This is a genomic window from Haliea alexandrii, assembly GCF_003719295.1.
Lineage (GTDB): Bacteria > Pseudomonadota > Gammaproteobacteria > Pseudomonadales > Halieaceae > Haliea > Haliea alexandrii.
This window is the reverse complement of record NZ_RFLW01000001.1, coordinates 1,288,798-1,312,058: the sequence shown is the minus strand read 5'-3', so window position 1 is coordinate 1,312,058 and position 23,261 is coordinate 1,288,798. Positions and strand designations below refer to the sequence as shown.

The following is a 23,261-nucleotide window of genomic DNA, read 5'->3' as shown; positions in this document are numbered from 1 at the left end:
ACTTTCAAGAGGAAAACAAGTGACAGCGCTAGAAATCACTCGCAAGATGATCCGCTCCTGCCTTCAGCTGGATGAATCTGTATCACTGAGTGAAGATACCTATTTGATGGGTGGCTTTCCAGAGTTCAACTCACTCACTATCACAACGCTTATTGTCGAGATTGAAGACAATCTGGGGTGCGAAGTGGCAGATGATGAGATTAGTGGAGAAATCTTTGAAACCGTCGGTTCGCTCGCAGAGTTCGTAGAACACAAAATGAAGGAAGCATGAGCGCGCAACGTATCGACATTCAGGCCGGATTCTCCGAAGGTGAGAAGCCGGCCTTCTTTGTGCGCTTCTCACCTGTGGATGTCGTACCGCGTGCGCATGTGATTTACCTACCGCCTTTCACTGAAGAGATGAATCGTTGCCGCGCCATCGCGGCAGGACAAGCGCGTTGGTTCGCAAGGCAGGGGATAAGCTGCACGCTTTTGGATTTCCATGGCACAGGCGAGAGCCCCGGGGAAACTACAGACGCCACGCTCCCCATCTGGTACAACAATATCTCCGAGATATACGACAGCCTTGTCAATGAAGCTCAGGTGCCTGTCCACCTATGGGGCTGCCGGCTGGGAGCGCTCATTGCGGCGAATTACCTGGCCGAACGCACAATCACCTGTGATGCCCTGCTGATGTGGCAGCCCGTTGTTTCGGGGAAGGCCTATGCCACTCAGGTCTACAGGCAACGCCTCGCAGCACTGATAGAGCGCGGAGGTGCTGCGGAAACGACTACAACCATCAGAGAACGTCTTGCCAACGGCGACAATGTTGAAATCGGTGGCTACTCACTCGGGGGTGACTTGATGTTGTCCATTGACAGCCTGGACATGGCAGACATCCCCCGCGCTCCGGCAAAGCGCATCTACTGGCTGGAGCACAGCTCCGATGGCGACCAGCCCCCGAACCCCCGTTCCGCTAAAGCTATAAGCCACCTTAGCGGCCTGGGAGCAGAAACCCAGCATGTACCTTTCAGTGGAGCGCCCATTTGGCAGCTGCATGAGCGTGCGACCTGCGATTCGCTGCTCGAGAAAACAGAGGCCCTGCCGCTGTGACCACTACGCCCTCGCTAAACGAAGTGGCCTTCCCATTCAAACTTAACGAGTGCGATCTGCTCGGCGTTATCCATCAGTCGACAACTGCTAGCGACCTGGGTGTGTTAACCCTTGTCGCGGGCGGCCCGCAGTACCGGGGCGGCTGTGGTAGGCAGCTGGTTGCACTGGGACGGCGACTGTCGCGGGAGGGCGTACACGTCATGCGCTTTGATCACCGGGGCTTGGGGGATAGCGAAGGTGAATTCCAAGGATTTGAGGCTCTGCAGAATGATATCGAGGCCGCGATCGCGGAGTTCCGGCGACAAGTGCCAGGGCTTGAGCGCATCATCCTCTGGGGGGGCTGTGATGCAGCATCCGCGGCACTGATCAACGCCCATCGGTTTCCAGCGGTTGTCTCTGTGGTGGCTGCGAACCCTTGGGTCAGCAGCGAACGCACTGCGGCTCGAGTCCAGCAGAAGCATTATCTTTCCCGCCTGCGTCAGAGATCATTCTGGCGGAAACTGCTCAAACTGGAGTACGACATACCCGCTTACCTGCGAAGCGCGTCCACCCGGCTGTGGAATCGTCTCACCAGCCGTGCCGGGGCAGACCATCGCCATTCAGCCTCATCTGCTCAACCACATTACATCGATCGTATGTTGCTCGGATTGCAACAGTTTGGTGGCAGCGTTTTATTTCTTATGAGTGGCAGCAGCCTGATAAGCAGGGAATTCGACGAGCTGGTTGCTGCAGACCGTGAATGGAACAGGGCATGCAGTGGCCCCGGGCGAGAACGGCTGGAGATTGCCGGGGCCGATCAAACTTTTTCCAGTTTGCAATCCAGGAATCGGATGCTTGATGCCGCCAGCATGTGGGCGGGCAGACTGAAAAGCTCATGATACCGAGACATGTGCGCCTGATAACTCCCACAACCCCGACCTCCAAAGGCGGATAACGCCTTGTCAATCGCACGCTCGCTTACGATTTCAATTGCGCAGACATACATCACGATAGGACTGCAACTGCTGTCATTCGTGATTATAGCCAGGTTGCTTACGCCCGAGGAAATCGGGCTTTATTCAGTGGCTATTGCCGTTATTGGTATCGCGCAAATATTAAGAGACTTCGGCATCGGTAGCTACCTGATTCAGGAGCGAGAACTCACTACCGCAAGAATACGCACCGCGTTCACGGTAACAATGATCGTGTCAACGACGCTATTTTTGGTCGTATTGGGCGCCGCCAAACCCGCAGCATGGTTTTACAATGATGAACGTTTGACCGGAATCCTCCAGCTTCTATCGATTAACTTCCTACTGATACCCTTCAACTCAACCACGATGTCACTTTTGAAACGGGAGATGAGGTTTGGCTTACTGGCTCTTTTTGGAATATTGGCTTCGGTAGCTGGCACAGCATCGGCAATCGGCTTTGCCCTTGCAGGCGCGGGCTACAACGCACTGGTTTATTCGAGCATCATCTCTACGGTCACTCTCGTGTTAGCTGGAGCGGTATACCGCGGCTCCGAGTTTATGCTGCGGCCAACTCTGGCCGAGTGGCGACGCGTAACAGGGTTTGGTTCCCAGGTTGCATTGACCAATGTGCTGGGGCATATCGCGGGTAACATGAATGATCTCGTCGTAGGCAAGGCCCTGGGATTCACCGCTGTAGGCCTGCTTAGCCGCGCGCAAGGGGTGATGAATCTGTTCCACCGTGACATGATGGGAGCGATCAGGAGTGTCGCCTATCCGGCATTTGCCGGTGCATCACGCAGGAACGCCGACATGGAGGATATTCACAACCGAAGCATCACCGCGGTCACCGCAATCGCCTGGCCATTCTACGGTTTTTTTGCGCTCTACCCTCTGGAGAGTTTGCGCTTCCTCTTTGGCCCACAATGGGACGCCGCAGCCCCTCTGGTGCCCATTTTTTGCGCAGCGGGTGCCGTTGCGGTAGTGTGGAGCCTGAGCATGAATATGATTACTGCCATGGGAAAAGTCAAACTCGCCACCCTTTCCGAACTTGTCATACAACCCTTGAGAATTGTCATTCTTGTCGTCGTCGCGCTCACGTTTGATGAGATCATGCCTTTCGCAATCGCCCTACTCGGTATTTATTGTTTGCAGTTGATCAATGTCTATGCCTTCAAGCACTATGCATGCCCGACAAGCTGGAAAAAGCTGGCTGGGGGGTTAATGTACTCCGCAATACTGACTGTCTTGAGCTTGGGCCCCGGTTATATCATCTACCGACTTTTCCTCGACAACGGAAAAAGTGTTGATGAAGTCTTCGGAATCCCAATCCTGGCCATATGCCTTGCGTTGAGCTGGTTAGTCGCGATCCGCCTGATCGACCACCCTACTATTCACGACGAGCTTGTTCCAGCACGCGTGAAGCGAATTCTACTATTCCCTTGGAAGCCCGCTGATGGCATACGTTGAAATCACTATTCTGAGCTTTATCCTCTGTCTCCTGATTCTTGCCTACAGAAAGATCAGAATGATCCATATATCGACCTATGAACTGATGGATAAAATAGGCGACGTAGAAATTGAGTCAAAGCACCTTTACGGGCAGATTCAGGCGTACATTGATCTAAAGGCCCTGCTCGCACTCACCCAGCCGTTGCCTCGCTTAAGAGGCTGGGCTGCCTCCCCGGATTTCCTTGTCGAAATCGCGAAACACGCACTCAAAGAAAAGCCCAACTGCATTGTTGAATGCAGTAGTGGCGCTTCTACCATCGTGCTCGCCCGCTGTGCTCAGCTATCAAACACTGGGCACGTTTTTAGTCTGGAGCATGATGCCCGCTTCGCAGAAATAACCAGAAAAAACCTTAAGGACTGCGGCCTATCCGACTGGGCTACGGTTGTTGTGGCTCCTCTTGAACCCGCCGGAGTTGACGTAGCGTTAGACTGGTACTCTAGCGCAGGGTATGCGGCCTTGAAAGATATCGACCTTTTGGTTATTGATGGCCCACCAAGTAAACCAAACGAACTCGCAAGGTATCCCGCTATCCCTGAAATGATAGAGCGCCTTACTGAAGATGCCGCTATTTTTCTCGATGATGCCAATAGATCAGGTGAGCAAAAGATAATCTCAAGTTGGTTGGAGGACGAAAGATTGATACTAAATCGAACCATCGATTTAGAGAAGGGAGGCGCAGAGATCAGGTTCAGAAAAAATTCAGCCTAGGATTTAAAATGCACATACTCTTTGCCACGAATCGCCACTATCTACCTCAGGCTATCGGTGGCGCAGAATGGTCTACACATATACTAGCTGAAGAATTGGTACGCCAAGGGCACCAAGTATCTATTATATGCAGCATCCACCCCAGGGGCTTTTTTGGCACAAAAAACCGGATAGCTCGAAGAATATTAAAAGATGACTTTCCACGCGATGACGGTCAGGGGTACCCAGTTTACCGCGGGTGGGATCCAATCCGAAAATTTGAATCCGTGGCATCAAAGGTACGCCCCGATCGGGTAATCGTGGTTGGAGCGCCACCCAGAGCTTATGAGCTCGCATTGGCTGCCGTTGAGCTTGGCTACAGCACATTTTACCAAGTAAGGGATGTCGATTTCAGCCGACACGGAGGCGATTTAGGGTCTATACCTCAGCTGAAATTCATTGCCAATTCGGAGTTCACACGCAAACAAATCGAGGAATCATTCGGTAAGAATTCCGCCATCGTTCTACCGCCCATAGCACAGGAGAGGTGCTGGGTGCCTCGCACAGGCAATAGGGTTCTCATGATTAATCCCGACCCATCGAAGGGCGGGGATATTGCCTTGGAACTCGCAGCACAATGCCCGGATATACCATTCCTCATACAAGAAAGCTGGGCAAGCAATAGGCACTTAGTTGAAATGAAAAATGCAGCGAAAAAACTCAGCAATGTACAATGGGAACCTCCAAAAATTGATATTCGCAAAGCATTTTCCCGAGCGAAGATAATATTGGCACCGTCGAAATGGGAAGAGGCTTGGGGACGAGTAGTAAGCGAGGGGCAGGTAAGCGGTATTCCTGCAGTCGCTTCTAGGATAGGGGGCCTTCCCGAATCAGTGGGAGCAGGTGGCATTCTGGTCGATGTCCCCTCGGATATTTCAAATTGGAAGGTCGCGCTAAGGTCGCTCTGGGACTTTCCAGAAACCTATCAAAAATACTCGAAAGCAGCCACCGATCACGCTAACCGACCGGAGGCTCAACCCTCTTACCAAGCCAAGTTATTGTGCGCGACATTAAAAGACGGTTAAAAAATCTTAATTCCACGAGACGAGAACGGAGCTCTACCACAATCTTCTACGGGCAGCACTAACAGGAGAAAGTCGCTTTGACAAATCCCCAAAGTCAGTTATCAATGAGCGTAATTATCCCTACATACAACGCTGCATCGCACATCGGTGAAACACTTCTTTCAATACTTAACCAAGGTATCGAGCCAAATTGTATCGTAGTGGTCAACGATGGTTCTACAGACAGCACTGAGCAAGCCATCCTCGAAACGCATGAATTCCACGGCATCCAGTATATTTCTACACCAAACAGGGGGCAAGGTGCAGCTAGGCAACTCGGAATCAGCAAAGTTTCTTCAGATTATATTTTCCTTTGCGACAGCGATGACATCTGGACTCCAAATCATCTTCAGAGAAAATCGCAGCTTCTTGAGCAGTTTCCGGAAGCTGACTTTACATTCTCTAACTGCTACTCATTTGGCGCAAGTTCAGACGGCTCCCATAATCTGCTTGATGAAGCTCCGCCTGGATGGGCAGAACACCAGTGTGAGTTTGGTCAGGACGGTTTTTACATAATAAGGCAACCCTATCTCGCATTGCTGGACTTTAACCCGGCCTATCCCTCGGGCGTTATGTTCCGACGTGAGAGTTACCAGCGCATGGGCGGATTCTTGGAAAAGTACAGTCGCTGGATTGGCGAAGACAGCGAGTTTACGCGGCGATTCGCTAGCTTGGATGATTGCGTGTTTGTCGGCGATACACAACCAACCTGGGGTTATAGACGTCACAGCTCAAACTACTCAGCGGTACAGTGGAAGAATATCAAGGCCAAGGCCGATATCCTTGAGGAGCATTTGCGGCTGGGCGTTGTTCCACCTTCTTATGTCGGCGCGACCTGCGCTGAACGCGACGCCACACGTGGAGCTGCGTTCGACCAAGCATGTTGGGAGAAGGCTTCAGGTCATGTCGCCGACCTCTTTTTGGAACTCCCGCCCGCGCAGCGCACCGCAAAGAGGCGTGCGAAAGCCCTACTTGCCAAGGCTGGGGTGTTTTTCTAGACACCCTATTCGGGGGCTGTATGCAGCGATCAGATTGGCTCTCACGCTCGAAGGTGACCGCTTTAGTTTGCGCAGGAGTAACAGCACTCGTGATTCTCAATGCATATTTCAATGATCGAAAACCCGTCACCGTAACTTACAACGAGGAGCAAACACACCAGCCAGCGCTGAAGATGCAGATATATCCCACCGAAGCCGATGGCGACAATCACCCGGCCGTTCTGTTCTTTCATGGCGGCGGCTGGATCACAGGCAGCCCCGACCAGTTCAAATGGTTTGCAGAAAAATTTGCCGCCTGCGGTATCGTCTCAGCACTTGTGGAATATCGCGTCCATTCGAGACATGGCACTCTACCCGATAGCGCAGTTGACGACGCCTACAACGCCTATCAATGGATGTATCGGCATCACGCCCAGTTTGGCGTGAAGGCAGCTCATATTGCACTGGTCGGTGGCTCCGCTGGCGGTCATATCGCTGCAGCAAGTGCACTGAGTTATCCGTATGGTGCTTCAAGCAACTATGAAGGTTCCAATACCACGCCTCCCTTCGCTTTGGGGCTGCTGAACCCGGTCCTCGAACTGACGGTAGCCAAAAAGTCTCAAGGTTACACCAAGGAAGAACTGAAACTGATTGAAGCTCTTGGGCCAACTAAGACCACGAGCTTATCACTTGGATCCAAGCTGGAGCGAACAGACATACCAACGCAGATTATCTACGGTAGCCTCGACCCCCTGTTGCCAACGGCATACGAAGTGCTGCTCTCACAGGCTGAAAACCCCAGGGCACCTTTGGAGCTACTGGTGGCATCCGGCGAAAATCACGGTTTCTTCAACTACGAACCCTGGCGCACAAGAGTAGCCGGCTCTCTCCTAGCGTTCCTCCGAGCCCATGGAGCGGCAGTTGACTGCGAGTTAGCAATGAATGAGCCAGCAGAGCTAAAAAACGCGAGAGGAAATGGCGCGTGACTCTACGCTCCAGCGTCCACGACAAGGCTCGCCTCGTGCCGCTGTAGCTGATTTAGCAGTTGCTGCAATCCGGACGAAAACGCTGCGGTAAGCTGCTGTAGCTCCTGATTCGATAGTCTCTGGTGAACCAGTCGTCGGCTCTTGCTGTCATCGCCTTGCGGGCGTACCCCCAGCCGAATCCGCTGAAAATCCTGTGTCCCGTACGCGCCGATGATAGAACGCACCCCAAGATGGCCGCCGTCGCCACCCCCTCGGCACACTTTGACTGTGCCATGCTCAAGATCCATATCGTCGTGAATCACGACCGCTGCGCTGGCGAGCTCTTCGGCCCCGAGCATTCTGCGAATCACCTCACCTGAATGATTGATGGCGGCGTCCGGTTTAACCAGCATGACCTGGACACCCTGTATGACCCCCTCGCTGACCTGTCCCAGAGATATCTGCTCCCAAACCATGCCCTGCTCTTGGGCCAGCGTATCGAGTGCAAAATGCCCGGCATTGTGCCGCGTTAGCTGGTATTTTCCCCCCGGGTTGCCCAGCCCCAATAAGGCAATACGTCCCTGAACATTAGGAATAAGCGGAAGCGCGTCACTGGCAGCAGAGAGCGCGTCGGAATGTATAGTGGCGGGGTTGGAGAAATCGTAGGCTCTCTTACATTGCGTGCAGAACTGAGATTTACCACACCGGCTTTCCCAGCATGCGATGGGGCTTTCCCGGTCGAGAATCAACCTCACGAGGTGATCCGCACGGGACGAGCCCTTCAGCAGTACCAGATCCCCCGGACGCAGCACCTCACGCAAATACAGCGAAGCCTGCCGCAATTCAGCGAAACCGTGCAAACGCTTCAGCTGGTCTCCATTTGCTTTTTTTGTAGCCCGATAGGCATTGGGGCCGACAAAAATTACCTGGTCGGCAATTTCCAACGCTCTTTCCGCCACCTGTGGATAGAGTTTGGATGCTGACCGTGAGTAATCCGAAAGCGTGCCGATTACCATGACTTTACGTGGTGCCTTGGCATCTCGCATAAATTTCATGGGCGAGTCCAACGACCAAAGAGGGGCTTTCCAGTCATCCCGCAGGAACGTGACATCATCTCTACCGGCCACAACCTGCATTCGCCCCTCGCTGGGCTCCAATTTACGCAGGCTTTTGATGGCGTCTGGTAGTTCCATACCAGCCGCCACCCCCACGGCCAAAGCACAGAGAACAGACAGCGCGAGTTGCTCGCCGTGCAGCGCCGTCACCACTGTATGATCTTCGCCTTTGTACTTGACCTTCAGGGTCAGCGGTTGTGGCCACTTTGATTGACATTCCAGTAGACGCAGAGTGGCACCCTCGCTCCGCCCCACCCAGATCACCTTCCTACGGCAGTGCTGCCCCCTCTCCAGCAACAGAGGGTCATCAATATTCAGGATTGCAATGCCATCTTTCGGCAATGCCTGGACAAGTCGGAACTTCTCCGTGGCGATGTCCTCAAGCCCGAAATCGGACCGGGCATGTTCACGTTGAATGAGCGTTACAACGGCGATGCTCGGCGTGAACAACCTGAGAGGCCAGTTCATGGCCCGAGGCTCGCCGCCGGACACTTCCACAACTGAATACCGGTCACCAGGCCGCGTAGCGACCACCGTGTTGGCCACCATCGCTGGCTCATTAGAGGACTGCTGAGTCTTGGTTACCGACCCTTTACCTGAGAGTATACCGGCACAGAGATCCTTGGTTGTGGTCTTGCCCGCACTACCCGTAATGCCCACAAACTCGACCTTTCCGAGCACTGACCTTTTTATCAGCGCTCGAGCCATCGCCGAGGCGAACTCCGTTCGCCAGCGAAGGATTGCGACAAGATCCCTGGCACGACTTGTCAATGCGGTGATGGCCAAAACCAAGCGCTCCGGTATATGCACAATCGGCAAGAATGCACTCAAAGTCCGGCATTGTCCAAATTATTGGAGGTTAAGCCGTGGCCTTCGGTGGTATCCTTCTAATGATTTTTGGTAATTACAATATGCTTCACCACACCGCTTGAGTAACAATATTTACAGCTTAAAGACACATCAGATCAGCCACCTCGATGACAATGCAATCGTCGAGCGGCCTCAATCCAAGTTCGCAATGAGAGTCAGCATGATCAAACATAGCGCAAGGAAAACTCCCACCAGGGGCTTCTTTGAACTTTAAACTCTTCATCCTCTCGCTCGGACGCGCTATAGGACTCTTTGCCCTGAGCAGGCACCTGACGTCCGGTCGAGTTCGCATCCTGGCTTATCACGGCATTTGGCTTGGTGAAGGTCATTTTGGCAACTTTCTGTACATGGACGCCCGCAAATTTCAACGAAGACTGGCATTACTCAACAAGTGGGGGTACCCGGTAATTCCACTAACGCAGGCCATCGAAGGCCTTGACGGGGGTAGGCTCCCCAAATCAGCTACCGTGATTACCATTGATGATGGGTGGTATAGCACTTATGTGCATATGCTTCCTGCTTTGCTGGCACACAGCTACCCCGCCACCATCTATTTAACGACATACTATTGTGTCAATCAGGCACCGGTTATCGATGTCGCGTTAGACTACTGTTTTCAGCAAATTGACTCAGCCCGATGCCCAGAAATTCATATTTCCGACTTCGCATTCGGGCCACTACCAACTGGGACGGATCAGGAGAAAGCCCTCGCCCTTGCAGCCGCAGTGGACGCCATATCCAAACTGCAGGATGATGCAAGGAGGCAATTGTTCTTACAATCAGTATGCAAGAAAGCTGACGTGGACTACGAGAAGCTATTAACAGAACGCTGGTTTCATCTCATGAACGCGGAGGAAGTTCAGGATGCCGCAGAGAAGGGCGTTTCTGTGGAAATGCACACCCACCGCCACAGAATCAGGTATGACGATGAAGACTGTCTGGAGCAGGAACTCGTGCTCAATAGCGGGTGCATTGAGGATATAACAGGGCGGGGTCCGGTTCACTTTTGTTATCCTAGCGGGAGGTTTTCGCAGGAAATTTGGCCGCATCTAAATGACGCTGGCGTTACCTCTGCTACGACCACCGAGCTCGGAATGGTGGATGGTCAGTCTGCAATATATGCTCTGCCTCGCCTGCTCGATGGGCAAAACATCTCAGAACTAGAATTTGAGGCGGAAATGAGCGGCTTCATGGAATTGATACGCCAAGCCAGCACGTCTTTAGGATTTTCCCGGCGAAAAAGGCGCTAGAAGCCGCGTCACCGCTCGTATTCCTACAAATTGGCGGGAGAAAACCAAAGTGAATGTTCACTTGAAGCGGCCGCAAAAAACCACTTTAGGGGGCGTCGTACGGCAAACCCTAAGGCGAGCAAGCGAAGGACATCTCGCGGCCAGCAGGCAGTTCGTCGAAATGCTGATATTGCGCGTACTCTATGGCTTGGGCCCCGGCCATTACCATGTCGCGCGTTACTGGCGCAGGGATCTGCCTTGGCGGTTCAAAAGTGGCTTCTGGACATACAAGAAATTCCGACACCATGTAAACACGCTGAATCCTCCCGCCTACCAAAAGCTGTCACAGAACAAAATTAGCGAGAAGGCCATCCTTCAATTAGTCGGAATTCCGACACCGAGATTCCTGGGCCGCTTACATAATCGGGTTGGGGTCACTGCAACCGGCAGCAGACTCGTCAACGCTGACGATTTGACGCAGCTGTTGCTGACGCAGCAGCAGGTGGAAAGGGTATGCTTCAAGCTGGTAGAAGGCTACGGTGGAAAGGGTTTTCAGGCGGTTAGCCTTGAAAGAGGAGACACCTTGAAGCTCAGGTTACTAGACTCAAAAAAGGTAGCGAGCGTTTCCGAGTTTGTCGACAATATCCTGCAGCCCGGTGCAGGGGCCGATTACATTATTGAGGAGTATGTAAATCAGCACCCTGAAGTAGCACGCCTTAACGCATCCAGCGTCAACACCCTGAGGATCTGGGCAATCAACAGAGGTGATACTCAAGATATTTTGGGGGCCTTTCTGCGCGTTGGTCGCCGAGGCCGCTTGGTAGACAATACGAGCCAGGGCGGACTAATCTTCCCGATCGACACGGATACAGGCGAAATCGGTACGGGCCTGAGCCTGAAAAACGACAACTGGAATGAAACGTTCCAAACCCACAAGGATTCGGGAGAGAAAATTACCGGAGCAACAGTACCATTCTGGATCGAATCGGTGAGCCTCGCGATACGTGCAGTAGCGGCCTTCCCACATATACAGTTTGCCGGCGTAGATGTCGCGATTACCGTCGATGGTCCGGTCGTTATTGAGCTCAACGTAGAGCCAGACCCAACCGCGGCGATTGTGTTCGACAAACCTCATCGGGAAATTTTTCGCCAGCCGAGCATGCGGTAGAATTTCCTAATGAAAACCATGACCGCAACCTAGGTAAATAAGCAGAGGAAAACAAGGTCGCTCAAGTTACGCCCGCGTAGAGTGAGCTCAATAGTGACAATTCCCACCGGGGCTGCACATGACAACAGATATAGAGGAGTATTGTGCCCTTGCACTAGCCCCAGTCGCGGGTACCGGGTACGCCGCCCTGCCAGAAAATTTATTAGCACTCGAGCAGGAGTTGTCCACAAAAGAAAGGCGAGGTGCTGTTCCGTTTAACAAGCGACTCCTGATTTTTCTGTTAAAGGAGTTCTCACTTTCGGAATCGCCCTGGAAGTTACCGAAATGTGTTGCTCTACTCTACGACGCGCAATTGGAAAGACTTCAATTCACGGCCGCGAATATGCCTGATAGTTACTTCAGTTTTCAAAATGATCCATTCCGCAAGGATCTGGCTATCCTGCTGCATCGGCTAATCCCGTTTGGGGCGGAGTTCGCCAATCCCCACTCAGGGATCCCGCGCTCCCTGGCGATCAAGGGCGGCCCGAAGCAAGCTATCCGCTTCCTGCGAGCAACAGCAGCCAGCCGCGGAACCCGGCCGTTTTTAGAGCTTCACATGCACCCTGCAGTCAAAGAGGCTTTCCATCCTGCGGGTTTGCTGGAGTGTTACGAATACCTGGCTGACTTCCTGCAGCTGAACCCGAGCTTTCGCGGAGTTCAGAGCACCAGCTGGTTTCTCGATCCCAATCTGTCGCGGATCAGTCCTCGCCTCGTTTATCTGCGCGAGGTTCCCGTGCGATGTGGCGCGTACATATTGTTCGCAGGCGAGGACAGGGAAGGTAAATCGGGGGCCTTGGCGACCTCTCCCACCCGGCGGCGCCTGTATGCTTCCGGTGATTACCAGCCGAGACTCTTCACAAGAATTTGGCCGAGGGCGCAGATTTTGCAGCGGCAATGGCAGCAATTCCAGTCATCGTCTGGGAGAGAATGACCTAGCGCGGCGCGCCTGAATCCAACCATTCGGCCAGAGTCCGCAATTCCAGTGGACTAATATTAACGGGATGGTTGGGGCCAAAGTCGATGTCGTTGGCATATGTCGCGTCAGTACGGCCATCCAGACGCCGGTTGGCCGCCTTCCAGTACAAGAGGCTTTCCCTTGCGAACATCGTGTTCACATATTTACTCGTATACGGCCTCTGCAAACCATACTGCCGCCTCTTGTCTGTTGTTTCCTTTACCTGAACACGCCTTTCAGGCAACACTGACTCCTGGAAGAAGTCCCAAACCAGTTTGTCATATTCCATCAACGGCACGTCATCCACATGGCAGGATAGGCAGCGACGTTCGAAGATTGGCCTTATATCATCTTCGAACGTGGGCACCCGCCGCGTGCTCAAGATCTCAACCGGCTTTGCGGCGAAAGCCATTGATGCCTCGTAGGCCCGCCCAGGGATTGAGTGCTGATGACAACCGGTACAAACGCGCTTTTCGCCCGGTCGCAATGACTGTGGCACCTGGTCACGCTTTATCACCCGCCCGTCAGCGTCTACCCCTGCCATTACGAAGGGTACATCGCAGGGAACCTTAGCCTTGAATGATCCGTCCGCGAGAAGGGGCACATCGCCCAACAAACCCAGACGATTCCCTATCGAGTTTTTGAAGTCATCCTCACCTAAAGGATTGGAGAACACCCTCCAAAATCGGATCGCGGCCAGTTCCCCAGCGGGCAGACCGTCGATTTCACCACCATTATTAGCGGATGTGACGTAATTGTTATTGAACTGATACGGGCGACGGGGGCTAGTTTCCCCCGTAAGCGCATCGCTGCTTGCAATCTGACAGGTGCTGTCATGAGTCATTCTTGGAACAGGCGCTTCAACACCACGTGTCCGTACCACCCGGGCACCAAACTCGTGCCAATCAGGGTGATCGACAACCTCGACCAGATCCTGCATATTTTTGGAGGGTAACACCGAGGTATGATAAAGACCGACGTCACAGGCACGCTTGTTCGGCTGATCTGCAACTGCGCGTTGAAAACTCTGCACCGATCCAGAAACCTGAGTGCAATAGCCCCGCCCCACTGTCAGCAGCAGCTGATCGCCCTCCATACCCTCGGGATAGCCAATCTTGCCCAGAAATTCACCATCTTCTTTGAACGAAGGCTCGTCATTTGATTTCGACCAATCCGCGACGTTATAAATACCTCGTGGCAAAAAGTTGGGAAGAGCACCTTCCACGCCTACGGGCTCCGGTGGCCAGCAAAAAACGTCTCCCAGACCAAGATTATTCGCCCGATAATAGTTGGCCACGCAGATATCGCCGTTCTGACGCTGGCCAAGAAAGTGCAGCGCCTTCATTGTCTTGGTTCGTCCAGTGCTTGCCTGCAAGGATGCCCGGTGGCCGCCGAGCAGGGCTGTCATGTCCCCCCCCCGTGCATCCATGTCCATGACCACCCAGAAGTTATCCAGGGTGCCGGGCCAATTGATACTGCCATTGGTGCTGCTGTATGCCAGATTATGACTCAGCCAGTGCGATCCGTAGGCCACCCTTCCGCTGTCGAGTAAATAAGGATGCAGAGCCGAAGACACTTCGTGCGGTGTCACGTTGACCGCATTGCTCCCGTCCGCATCAGCAATATAGAGCTGCGTATGGGGGCGGTTGTTGGGTGTTATCCAATGCAACCGGGGCTCGCGAAAAGGCTGTCGGCTCGATGCAAACATTATCCGACCGTCGGGTAACCAAGCTGGGGAGACATCAAACACGCCCGCTTGGTGCGTGAGGGGTGTCACCAGGCCGGTTTCAAGATCCACCACATGCAGACGCGCATGCGATGCCCCGGAAAGCACCCGATTAGGCAGCGTGGCGCCATCCCACCAGCCGTTACCGAGCTTTTCTCCGTAGTAGACGGAGAAGAGCACACGGCCGCCATCCAAAGACACTGCCGCATCCAGCGGCACACAGGGCTGCGCCTGTTGGAAGCAGTCAAAGAGTATCTGCTCCGAGCCGTCAGGGTGGCGAAGAACCAGTTGACCTGGTGCATTGAATCCGCTGAACACGCGTCTGGTGTCAGGTAGCGCGTCCCACACATCAGGGCTATCAAGGCTCACCTCTGAGCCATCGCGCAATGTCGCCATAGCAGTGCCACGCGTGCGCGGCACGCGGGTATAGACCAAAGGTGTGGTAAGCGTAGCCAAGGGATCGCCGGGAGCCACACTGCCCTGCGGCCCAGATACCACCGGTTGCGGAGGCGAAGGCGTCGGCGGAATTGGCGCAGGGCTCACCGGTGACGCTTTGGGCGTAGCAGGCGTGGTGGGCGCGGGTCCAGGGGCAGGCGCCGAAGGCTCTGCGGGGCCATTTTGCTCACCAAGGCGTATTCTGACGTATTCGGCCCACGCCTGAGCGGCTGCTCCCGAATATCGTTCGATGTAAATTTCCTGGCCGAAGGCTCCAGCCGCCAACAACGAAAACGCCCAGAGAACTGGGCGCAGTAATGTTGGGAATGCTAGGGTATCTGGCACTTGAGACTCCGGACGACGCCCTCGTAACTCACTCAATTAGTCTAGCACAACCACCCATCTCTATCTCGGTCAATGCGCAATGGGATTTCTAGCATTCAGCGCCATCCGGACCAGATATTTCGCGCGATTCCGATCCCAAGGGGTAAAGCGCGGCAGCTCAAACCGGGATGTCGCTGGAGCTGAAACCCCCCAATTCGTGGTGACCGCGGCGGTAAACCCTGCATTGCGGACCAGTTCAACATCTACAGGCCGATAATCTTGATCCTTGCGGCCGTTCGGATACGCGAAGAAGTCGATCGGCTCGCCAAGTATTCCCTCCAGATCCGCTTTGCCTTTTTCAATCTCGGCGCGCGCCTCACCCTCACCGAGCGACGCTAAAATCGCATGCGAAACGGTATGGCCACCAATTTCCACACCTCTCCGCTTCAATTCCCGCAGGTCCTCGTGCGTCAACATAAGACCTTCACTTTGAATACCAGAGGTCTCCATAAGGTACTTCACAACCTCCTCGCGCCGTGCCAGAGGGAAATACTTGCTGTCGCGAATAATTCCTATGGCGGTGTTGAGGCGATCAGAATCCTTAGCCACATTGAACCTGCCGAGGCCAAGTGCACTTAGGTCCAAGGAGCCCGGCCTGATCACCCTCAATGCCTCAAGAATACTGTCGTTCCACATTTGTCCTCCCGAGAGAAACCCTGAGCTGACAAACACTGTGGCGGTTAACCCGTAGCGCTCAAGAATCGGCAACGCCACAGTGAGGTTATCGGCATAGCCATCATCGAATGTGATGCACACGCTGCGTGGAGGCAGGCCCCCATGCTGCAAATATTCCAACGCATCCCGTAAAGGCAGCACGTTGAAGTGTTCCTGAAGAACACCCATCTGCCACTCGAACTCTCGTGCTGTGATCTCACCCGGCCGCATCGTGTCGAGTTCGGGGAGAACACGATGGTAGAGCAGGGTAGATAGCCCCCGCGCACCCAAGACTTTCCACAGGCAACGAAACGCAAAGTCCCTATATGACATCATGTCCGATCAGGCTCCTGCGTTGACAACGACTGTTTATCGCGCCCTCCCCCTGGGTAGCCTTGTCTACGTAAACTGCCGCGCGGTGCAAGGGCTTGTTCTGAGGTTACGTTTTCACTTTCGGTCAACTCAGATCGCCGAAGCGTCATTACCGCAATAACGCCCAAAACGGCGTAAAGCAAATCAAAATAAGCTAGGCTGACATTGGCACCCGTGATGCCATAGCCGACCAACGAGAGCGTAAGCATGCCAGCCAACTTATGGTACCAGTTAACCTGGCGAGCATGTCCCAGATGGGTATTCCGAAGATTATTCAGCAAAGCCAGAGCAAGCATCACAAGGAAGATGAATAACCCGATGAAACCATGATCACCCAATACCTGGAAGTAGATGTTATGCGCCGCAAGACTGCCGTTTTCCTCAGGAATCGGCCGGGTTTCGAGAGGAGTGAAGTTTGGCGTGAACGGTGCGTAGTAGTGCCAAATGCGCCCATCAAGCACGGCCTTGAACCCGCCGCCGGTCAAAGGGTGGTCTAGTGCAAGCAGCGTGGATATCTTCCAGGCCCAAAGCCGGCCTATGAAAGAACTGTCTTCTTCCGCAGCAGTTGAAATTGTTGCCTGGCGCTCACGCCATTCCTCTGGGGTACTTTGATACAGAACAGGCAGGGCCAATAGCGCAAGAACCGCAAGCGGCATCTTGTAGCGCGACCGCAGCCAAAAGGCTATCGCCAGAATGGCTAACCCAATGAAGCCTCCCCGTGAGCCTGTTCCCACCACGCTCACCACGTTAAGGGCGAGAATCATCCAGAGCCCCATTCGCACTGACCTATGCTGAGTAACCTGAACCAGGTAGACAACCAACGGGATACACATATTGATCGCGACCGCAAAGTCATTGCGGTCAGCGATAATGCCTGCGCGACCCGTAATCATGTGCCCCCCACCGGATAGTATGAACTTCACTGCCTCCATTGCCGCATAGGAAGACACCGAGAGCACGACCGCCCAAACCAGGACATCGATATGCAATCGCTTCCGCACAGCCAATGTGATGAAGAAAAAAAGCATCAATACCTTGATGAACTGATTCCAGTAGTCCCAGACCATAGCCGGGTAGGAGTTCAAATTGGTAATTGTCGTCACCAGGGTCCAGAGACCAAAAAGAAATACCCACCCACCCAGAGCATTCACTTTGACATTCTTCTGCCGGGTAATTAACAGGTATGAAAGAGCCGTCACCACGACAATGGTGAGGTTCAAGCGGAAATTCTGCGAAAACCCGAAGGCCCAGTCGGATGGTGCCATCAACGCAATCCAGACCCAGGCAGCAACCCCGAGGTAGGGCCGTTTGAACGAATAAAAAATCGCAACGAAGAGGAAGAGCACCAGCAATAGATCACGCATCAGTCGTCATCCTGCTGGTCGGCCCACCAAAACAAGTAGCATACGCAGGAAATCACCATGAGCAGATACAGGCTATCGATCATAGGGCAGCTACCCTGCTCACAACATAGCGAAACTTGCCAGACGCTTCGCGCGGAATCTCGTCGACTTCTACCACGTCAATCTGCACTGCCTCACCCAGGCGAGCCCTGAGCCCCGATTCAATCTCGCCCACCATAGTTCGTGTCAACGTGTCGCACGGCACCACCTCCACCCGGGTCAGCGACAGTGACTCCTGCACAATCCGGAAATTTGCTACATCGGGCATATCACGCAGCACATAGATCAGCGCCAGGCCATGCAGGATAGTGCCATCCGCGGCCACCATGAAGTCCGTGGTGCGCCCTTCAACGCTGGCCAACACCGGGAGCCCCCGGCCACATATACAAGGCTCAGGGGCCAAAACACCAACGTCGCCCGTTTTGTAGCGCAGGAATGGAAATTCACTGGTAAAAAGGTGCGTCACCACGATTTCACCGCTTTTACCTGCAGGCAAAACACGGCCTTCCCTGTCAACAATTTCAACCACCATGTCCTCAGCGGTAATGTGCAGGCTGCCTTCCGGGCAGGCATGCGCAATAAAGCCAGCGTCACGGCCACCATAACCATTTGCAACGGGGCAGCCAAAAACCCGTTCAATCAACTTGCGCTGGTGTTCATACAGCCGTTCGGATGTCACGAACGCTACTTTGACACCCAACTGATCAAGGCCGACTTCGTGTTCCAAGCCATACTGCGCAATAAGCGCGAGCGATGAGGGGTAACCAAACAGCATGAAGGGACGCCTCGCCACAATGCGTTCCACAAAAATTTGTAGATTTTCTCGGGACATCTCAAAGGCAGACAGCAGTTCGGTGCGAAACAGGGCATCACGCGCGAGACGAACGCGATCCTGGGCGCCCAACTCGATCGGTGAACCCCACACGACAATTTCTCGATCACCAATATCCACACCCCACCAACGGGTAGCACGTCGTTTCGCTGCCACATCGTGGCTAACTCGTTCTTTACCAAGAAAGAAAATCAGCGGCTCACCGCTTGAGCCCCCTGTGTTAAAGCGCTTGAGACCCTGCGCTCCTCGGGCCTTCATTGCCTCGGTGTGGGCACGAATAGTCGCTTTATCGAGCAGTGGCAGGCATTGCAGGTCTGCAAGTGAGCTGACCTGTTCAGGCTTGAAATCCAGTGCCTTGAATAAGTCGTGGTAGTAGGGCACGTTTTGTTCAACCCTTAGCAGAAAGCGGCGCAGATTCTCCAGTTGCAGGCCAGCCAAAGCCTCGGGCGTAAGCCATTGCGAAGCCTCCATTGCCTTGTGAACAGTTATAGTATCGTGGCCCTTGAGCCTCTCCTGCAAAGGGAACAGCAGCCCTGCAACGGCCTTCTGGTAAAAGCTCACACCAAAGTCCCTGACTTGCGGCCCGCGACTTCGTCGTAAGCAGCCAACCACTGCTCTCGCACGGCCGGCCATGCGTACTGGGCCACCTCTGCCAGCCCCCGCTCACGGAGATGCCCCCTGATTGCTTCATCGTCTTGAAGGCGAAGAATAGCTGCCGCCATAGCGGCAGCATCATTCACCGGCACCAGCAGAGCTGTGTCTTCATGACGCACAATGTAGGGCACTCCCCCAACGGCGGTAGAGATCACCGGTAGACCGCACGCCAAAGCTTCGATGACAGAGTTTGGCATATTGTCAACCGTAGTAGGGTTCAGCATTGCATCCGCCTCAGCGTATAGCTGTGCAATGCCGCGCCGGTCCAGCCGCCCGGTGAATTCTACTGCGTGGCTGATATCCAAAGTAGAAGCAAGAGTTCGGAGTTCACTTTCCTGAGGGCCACTACCTGCAATTCGCAAGCGTGTCTCCGGCGCGCTTTGCAGAACCTTCGCCAGCGCCTCAAGCGCTGTTTCAATACCGTAGATAAGCTCAAGATTGCGGGTGATTACCAGTGTAAAGGGCCGGCCTGGGCCCGCTGTACCTTGTACCGGCCTGAAGACACTCAAATCGACGATATTGGGAATTATCCGCGTGGCTTGCCCGTACTCGGCAAACACGGCTCGCAAAAAACCTGAAGGCACCACCACCAGTACCGCCCTGTTCAATGAGGGCCGAACCCGGCGCCAGGCCCGCAGAAAGTAGTTGCCGGCCTCACCTCCCCGATAATTGACAATCACCGGGCAATCACGCAAAGGGGCCAACCAGAGTACTGGCGCCGCAAACAGCTGCCAGGACCAGCCCGAATTTGCCATTAAGTGGATTGCGTCGACCCTGCCTGCCAAGCGCCACACCGCAAACAGATAAAAAAATAGTCTATGCAGTGCGCGCAGACCGGGCAGGCGCTCCACCCATGCCGGGCGATAGGGTGCATTGCTCACCACCTGAGTCACTTGGACCCCTTCAGCACGCAACAACCGGGCCAGCTGCTCTGTCTGCATGGCCATACCCCCGTTAGGTGGCGGCACCGGGCCGATCAGACCCAGATGCAACTCGGTCATCTTAGGCCACCGTAAATCGCCGCATAACGTCCAACGCTAGCCGCCCAGGTGCGCTCCTGCTCCACAAACGCCCGGCCTCGGTCGCGCATTCCGCCCCAATCACCCCTGCGCGCCAACAAGCCATGCACCGCCGCTCCCAACGCTTTCGCGTCCCCGGCAGCAAACAGCATACCGGTATCTTCATGGCGCACCAGCTCCCTGTGCCCGCCCACATCCGATGCTACCACCAGCCGGCCCTGTGCCATGGCCTCCAACGGCTTAAGCGGGGTGACCAGTTCAGTCAAGCGCATCGGCAGGCGGGGGTAGGCAAAAATGTCTACCAGATTGTAATAATCTTGCACTTGCGCATGGGGCACGCGCCCGGTGAGGATCACGATGTCCTGCAAATTCAGGCGCGCGATCTTGTCGCGAATTTGCGCCTCCTGCGGCCCTCCTCCCACCAGCAACAAGCGCAGGTCGGCATGCTGCTCCAGCAGAGTTGGCAATGCGTCCAACAGGAGGGGAATACCTTCGTAAGCATAGAAAGAGCCAATAAAACCCAGTACCGTCTTGCCATCTAGCCTAAGTTCCCGCTGCAAATCCGGGTTCACCGCGGCATCGAATGTGAAACTTTCCGTATCTACAGCGTTCGGGATAACCGTGACTTTGCCCTCTGCTATACCTCGGCCTGCGATCTCATCACGCAAACCTTCACAAATCGTGGTTACCGCATCGGCCCGCTGAAACACGTGTGTTTCCAAGGCCCTGGTCAGACGGTAGCGCGGCCCCCATTCTCGGCTGGTGCCATGGTCCACCGCCGCATCCTCCCAGAAGGCACGACACTCATAGACAACCGGCAAGCCGAGTTCACGCCCGGCGCGCAGCGCCGCCAAGCCGTTCAAAGCTGGCGAATGAGCGTGAAGAATATCCGGCTTTTCAATAGCAGCCACCTCCACAATACGACGGGCCAATGTGGCCACCACCTCCCACTGGTCAAGCACAGGCAAGCGGTATAGCGGATTGGCGCTAGGATCGGTGCGGTAAAAATGCAAGCCATCGATCGTTTCCTCTGCTGCATCACTCGCACCCTGCTTGAGCCCGGTAACATGCGCCGTGTGCCAGCCCAGCGCACGCTGGCCGCGCAGAATGTTGCGCGTGCGAAAGGTGTAACCGCTGTGCAGGGGTATGGAATGATCGAGGACATGCAGAATACGCATCACCGCTTCACTCACGCTCCCACCACAAACTGATCGTCACGAACCGTGGCCTGAAACATCAACAGGGTCCACAGGGGCGCACTGTGATCGCGCCGTCCGGACTGATGCTCGTCAACCAGGCGTGCCAGATAATCATGATTAAAAAGCCCGGTGGCCGCCAATCCACCGGAATCCAGCAGATCTTTACGCAAACGTTCCTTCAACGGCCCGCGGAACCATTTGGCCAAGGGCACGCCGAAACCCATTTTGTCGCGATACAGCACATCGTGCGGCAGGCGAGACTCCAAGGATTTCTTCAGCAGGTACTTGCCTTCCTGGCCGCGCAACTTCCATTCGGGCGCCAGCCCGGACACCCACTCAGTAAGCGGATGATCAAGCAAGGGCACACGCACCTCAAGCGCATGCGCCATGCTCGCTCTGTCCACCTTGGTGAGGATATCGCCTACCAAATAGGTTTTCATATCGAGATACTGGATCATCGACAGCGGATCATCGGTGGGACTATTGGCTGCGTGATCATCGAACACAGAGTGCACAGAATACCCTTGCAACTCGCGCTTGAACGCACTGCTGAACATTGCCGCACGCTGCTCATCGCTGCATATGGAGACGGAATGGAGGTACGCCTGCACCGAATTGCGCGCCAGCGCCTGAAAAGTGGTCTTGGCGCGGAACATGCGCGGTGCCCAGTCTGCTTTGGGGTACAGCCGGCCGAGCGCACCAAACAGCGGCTTGCGCAGCCCAAGCGGCAGGGCCTGACGCAGCCGCTCCTCGTGCATGTGCCAGCGATAACGGCGGTAACCGGCGAAGTGCTCATCGCCACCATCTCCCGACAGCGCAACCGTCACCCGTTGCTTAGCCAGCTGGCAGACCCGGTAGGTGGGGATGGCGGAGCTGTCCGCATAGGGCTCGTCATACAAACCGGCAAGTTCGTCCAGTAAGTCGAAGTCCTCGCTACTAACGACTTCCTGGAAGTGGTTGGTGTGATATCGCTCTGCGACTCGAGCCGCGTATTCGGTTTCATTAAATTGTTTGACATCAAACCCGATAGCACAGGTGTTCACCGGTTCGCTCTGTAGCTCCGCCATCATCGCCACTACAGCGCTGGAGTCTACACCACCAGATAGAAATGCGCCCAGCGGCACCTCGGCTACCATGCGCACCTGCACAGCCTCGCGCAAACGAGCAAGCAACTCCGCCTGCAAGGCTGCCTCACTGGCCACTGCCACGGGCTTGAAAGGGATATCCCAGAACTGCTTCTGCGCTGGCACTGGCTCGCCACGGCGGAACAACATGGTGTGTCCCGGGCGCAGCTTAAACACATCGCGGTAGATAGTCTTCGGTTCCGGCACATAGCCTAAGGCAAAGTAATCCTCAACTGCCCTCGGCTCCAGCGCCCTAGGCAAGTCCGGATGCGCCTTGATCACCTTGAGCTCAGAACCGAAGATCAGCTGCCCCTTTGCCAGCACGCTATAAAAGAGGGGCTTGATGCCGAAGCGGTCACGGGCAAGAAAAAGGCTGCGCGCATTTAAATCATAAAGTGCGAAAGCGAACATGCCTCGCAAACGATCCACACAGCGCTCACCCCACTCTTGCCAGGCATAGAGAATAACTTCGGTGTCGCAGTTCGTGCGAAAGCGATAACCAAGGGCCTCCAATTCGCCTGCCAGCTCCCGGAAGTTATAAATCTCGCCGTTGTAGACGACACAGAGCTTGCCATCCGCACTGAGCATGGGCTGTTGCCCGCTGGCCAGATCAATGATGGAAAGGCGACGATGTGCCAGGCCAACGCCGGGGACGATGTACAGCCCCCCTTCATCCGGGCCACGGTGGAACTGGGTCTGATTCATAGCGGCCAGCAGCTCACGATCCGGCTCGCGCTGTTGGGTCAGATCAAAGATACCGGCAATGCCACACACA

At 54.7% G+C, this 23,261-nt stretch carries 19 protein-coding genes and 1 pseudogene; 12 read left to right on the top strand and 8 right to left on the bottom strand.

The window, feature by feature from the left end; genetic code table 11:
* The first annotated feature begins 19 nt into the window (after positions 1-19).
* From EGJ68_RS05905 to EGJ68_RS05870, 9 genes and pseudogenes are all read left to right on the top strand, one after another.
* Positions 20-271: a phosphopantetheine-binding protein gene (locus EGJ68_RS05905; protein WP_199227935.1), complete on the top strand. Its 252-nt coding sequence runs from the start codon at positions 20-22 to the stop codon at positions 269-271.
* On the top strand, positions 268-1,092 hold the full coding sequence (locus EGJ68_RS05900; RefSeq protein WP_123033553.1) for a serine aminopeptidase domain-containing protein: 825 nt from the start codon (positions 268-270) through the stop codon (positions 1,090-1,092). Before EGJ68_RS05905 ends, EGJ68_RS05900 begins: the two co-directional genes overlap by 4 nt.
* Complete coding sequence (locus EGJ68_RS05895) at positions 1,089-1,970, top strand: hydrolase 1, exosortase A system-associated (protein ID WP_158283520.1); 882 nt, start codon at positions 1,089-1,091, stop codon at positions 1,968-1,970. Before EGJ68_RS05900 ends, EGJ68_RS05895 begins: the two co-directional genes overlap by 4 nt.
* Before the next feature lie 60 nt (positions 1,971-2,030).
* Positions 2,031-3,512 carry a lipopolysaccharide biosynthesis protein gene (locus EGJ68_RS05890; RefSeq protein WP_123033551.1) on the top strand — a complete coding sequence of 494 codons (1,482 nt, stop codon included), beginning with the start codon at positions 2,031-2,033 and terminating at the stop codon, positions 3,510-3,512.
* On the top strand, positions 3,499-4,263 hold the full coding sequence (locus EGJ68_RS05885) for a class I SAM-dependent methyltransferase (protein WP_123033550.1): 765 nt from the start codon (positions 3,499-3,501) through the stop codon (positions 4,261-4,263). The genes EGJ68_RS05890 and EGJ68_RS05885 overlap by 14 nt, the downstream gene beginning before the upstream one ends.
* Positions 4,264-4,271: 8 nt before the next feature.
* Positions 4,272-4,736 (top strand): annotated as a pseudogene (locus tag EGJ68_RS18485) (glycosyltransferase); the annotation flags it as partial.
* A gap of 87 nt (positions 4,737-4,823) precedes the next feature.
* Complete coding sequence (locus EGJ68_RS18315; protein WP_233248687.1) at positions 4,824-5,327, top strand: glycosyltransferase; 504 nt, start codon at positions 4,824-4,826, stop codon at positions 5,325-5,327.
* A gap of 104 nt (positions 5,328-5,431) precedes the next feature.
* Positions 5,432-6,364, top strand: coding sequence for a glycosyltransferase family 2 protein (locus EGJ68_RS05875; RefSeq protein WP_123033548.1), 933 nt, complete (start codon positions 5,432-5,434; stop codon positions 6,362-6,364).
* 89 nt (positions 6,365-6,453) lie between these two features.
* Positions 6,454-7,329: an alpha/beta hydrolase gene (locus tag EGJ68_RS05870; RefSeq protein ID WP_158283519.1), complete on the top strand. Its 876-nt coding sequence runs from the start codon at positions 6,454-6,456 to the stop codon at positions 7,327-7,329.
* A gap of 2 nt (positions 7,330-7,331) precedes the next feature.
* Here EGJ68_RS05870 and pth read toward each other — a convergent pair whose 3' ends face one another.
* Positions 7,332-9,209 (bottom strand): aminoacyl-tRNA hydrolase, encoded by a 1,878-nt coding sequence (pth, locus tag EGJ68_RS05865; RefSeq protein ID WP_158283518.1) that lies wholly within the window; start codon positions 9,207-9,209, stop codon positions 7,332-7,334.
* A 287-nt stretch (positions 9,210-9,496) separates the two neighbouring features.
* Here pth and EGJ68_RS05860 point away from each other — a divergent pair, with 287 nt between their 5' ends.
* The 3 genes from EGJ68_RS05860 (at position 9,497) to EGJ68_RS05850 (ending at position 12,660) form a co-directional block, all read left to right on the top strand.
* Positions 9,497-10,543 (top strand): polysaccharide deacetylase family protein, encoded by a 1,047-nt coding sequence (locus EGJ68_RS05860; protein WP_123033545.1) that lies wholly within the window; start codon positions 9,497-9,499, stop codon positions 10,541-10,543.
* A 49-nt stretch (positions 10,544-10,592) separates the two neighbouring features.
* Entirely contained in the window at positions 10,593-11,690 is a 1,098-nt protein-coding gene (locus EGJ68_RS05855; protein ID WP_123033544.1) for a sugar-transfer associated ATP-grasp domain-containing protein, read from the top strand.
* Between the two features lie 118 nt (positions 11,691-11,808).
* Positions 11,809-12,660, top strand: coding sequence for a hypothetical protein (locus EGJ68_RS05850; protein ID WP_123033543.1), 852 nt, complete (start codon positions 11,809-11,811; stop codon positions 12,658-12,660).
* Between the two features lies 1 nt (position 12,661).
* Here EGJ68_RS05850 and EGJ68_RS05845 read toward each other — a convergent pair whose 3' ends face one another.
* The 7 genes from EGJ68_RS05845 to EGJ68_RS05815 all read right to left on the bottom strand — a co-directional run bounded on the left by EGJ68_RS05845 (position 12,662) and on the right by EGJ68_RS05815 (position 23,260).
* Positions 12,662-14,806 carry an HzsA-related protein gene (locus EGJ68_RS05845; RefSeq protein ID WP_123033542.1) on the bottom strand — a complete coding sequence of 715 codons (2,145 nt, stop codon included), beginning with the start codon at positions 14,804-14,806 and terminating at the stop codon, positions 12,662-12,664.
* A 453-nt stretch (positions 14,807-15,259) separates the two neighbouring features.
* Positions 15,260-16,219 carry a polysaccharide deacetylase family protein gene (locus EGJ68_RS05840; RefSeq protein ID WP_199227934.1) on the bottom strand — a complete coding sequence of 320 codons (960 nt, stop codon included), beginning with the start codon at positions 16,217-16,219 and terminating at the stop codon, positions 15,260-15,262.
* Positions 16,216-17,619 (bottom strand): putative O-glycosylation ligase, exosortase A system-associated, encoded by a 1,404-nt coding sequence (locus EGJ68_RS05835; protein WP_123033541.1) that lies wholly within the window; start codon positions 17,617-17,619, stop codon positions 16,216-16,218. Before EGJ68_RS05835 ends, EGJ68_RS05840 begins: the two co-directional genes overlap by 4 nt.
* Before the next feature lie 79 nt (positions 17,620-17,698).
* Entirely contained in the window at positions 17,699-19,051 is a 1,353-nt protein-coding gene (locus EGJ68_RS05830) for a phenylacetate--CoA ligase family protein (protein WP_158283517.1), read from the bottom strand.
* Positions 19,048-20,085 (bottom strand): glycosyltransferase family 4 protein, encoded by a 1,038-nt coding sequence (locus EGJ68_RS05825; RefSeq protein ID WP_199227933.1) that lies wholly within the window; start codon positions 20,083-20,085, stop codon positions 19,048-19,050. The genes EGJ68_RS05830 and EGJ68_RS05825 overlap by 4 nt, the downstream gene beginning before the upstream one ends.
* Before the next feature lie 56 nt (positions 20,086-20,141).
* Positions 20,142-21,356, bottom strand: a complete 1,215-nt coding sequence (locus EGJ68_RS05820) for a TIGR04063 family PEP-CTERM/XrtA system glycosyltransferase (RefSeq protein ID WP_199227932.1) — start codon at positions 21,354-21,356, stop codon at positions 20,142-20,144.
* A complete protein-coding gene (locus EGJ68_RS05815) occupies positions 21,353-23,260 on the bottom strand; it encodes an XrtA/PEP-CTERM system amidotransferase (RefSeq protein WP_123033538.1) in 1,908 nt (635 codons plus the stop codon). The genes EGJ68_RS05820 and EGJ68_RS05815 overlap by 4 nt, the downstream gene beginning before the upstream one ends.
* Position 23,261 lies beyond the last annotated feature (1 nt).

Coding starts and splice junctions, on each gene's coding strand:
- EGJ68_RS05900 (WP_123033553.1), top strand. CDS start 268: ATGAGCGCGCAACGTATCGACATTCAGGCCGGATTCTCCGAAGGTGAG.
- EGJ68_RS05885 (WP_123033550.1), top strand. CDS start 3,499: ATGGCATACGTTGAAATCACTATTCTGAGCTTTATCCTCTGTCTCCTG.
- EGJ68_RS18315 (WP_233248687.1), top strand. CDS start 4,824: ATGATTAATCCCGACCCATCGAAGGGCGGGGATATTGCCTTGGAACTC.
- EGJ68_RS05875 (WP_123033548.1), top strand. CDS start 5,432: ATGAGCGTAATTATCCCTACATACAACGCTGCATCGCACATCGGTGAA.
- EGJ68_RS05850 (WP_123033543.1), top strand. CDS start 11,809: ATGACAACAGATATAGAGGAGTATTGTGCCCTTGCACTAGCCCCAGTC.
- EGJ68_RS05845 (WP_123033542.1), bottom strand. CDS start 14,806: ATGGCGACATTGCGCGATGGCTCAGAGGTGAGCCTTGATAGCCCTGAT.
- EGJ68_RS05840 (WP_199227934.1), bottom strand. CDS start 16,219: ATGATGTCATATAGGGACTTTGCGTTTCGTTGCCTGTGGAAAGTCTTG.
- EGJ68_RS05835 (WP_123033541.1), bottom strand. CDS start 17,619: ATGCGTGATCTATTGCTGGTGCTCTTCCTCTTCGTTGCGATTTTTTAT.
- EGJ68_RS05825 (WP_199227933.1), bottom strand. CDS start 20,085: ATGCAGACAGAGCAGCTGGCCCGGTTGTTGCGTGCTGAAGGGGTCCAA.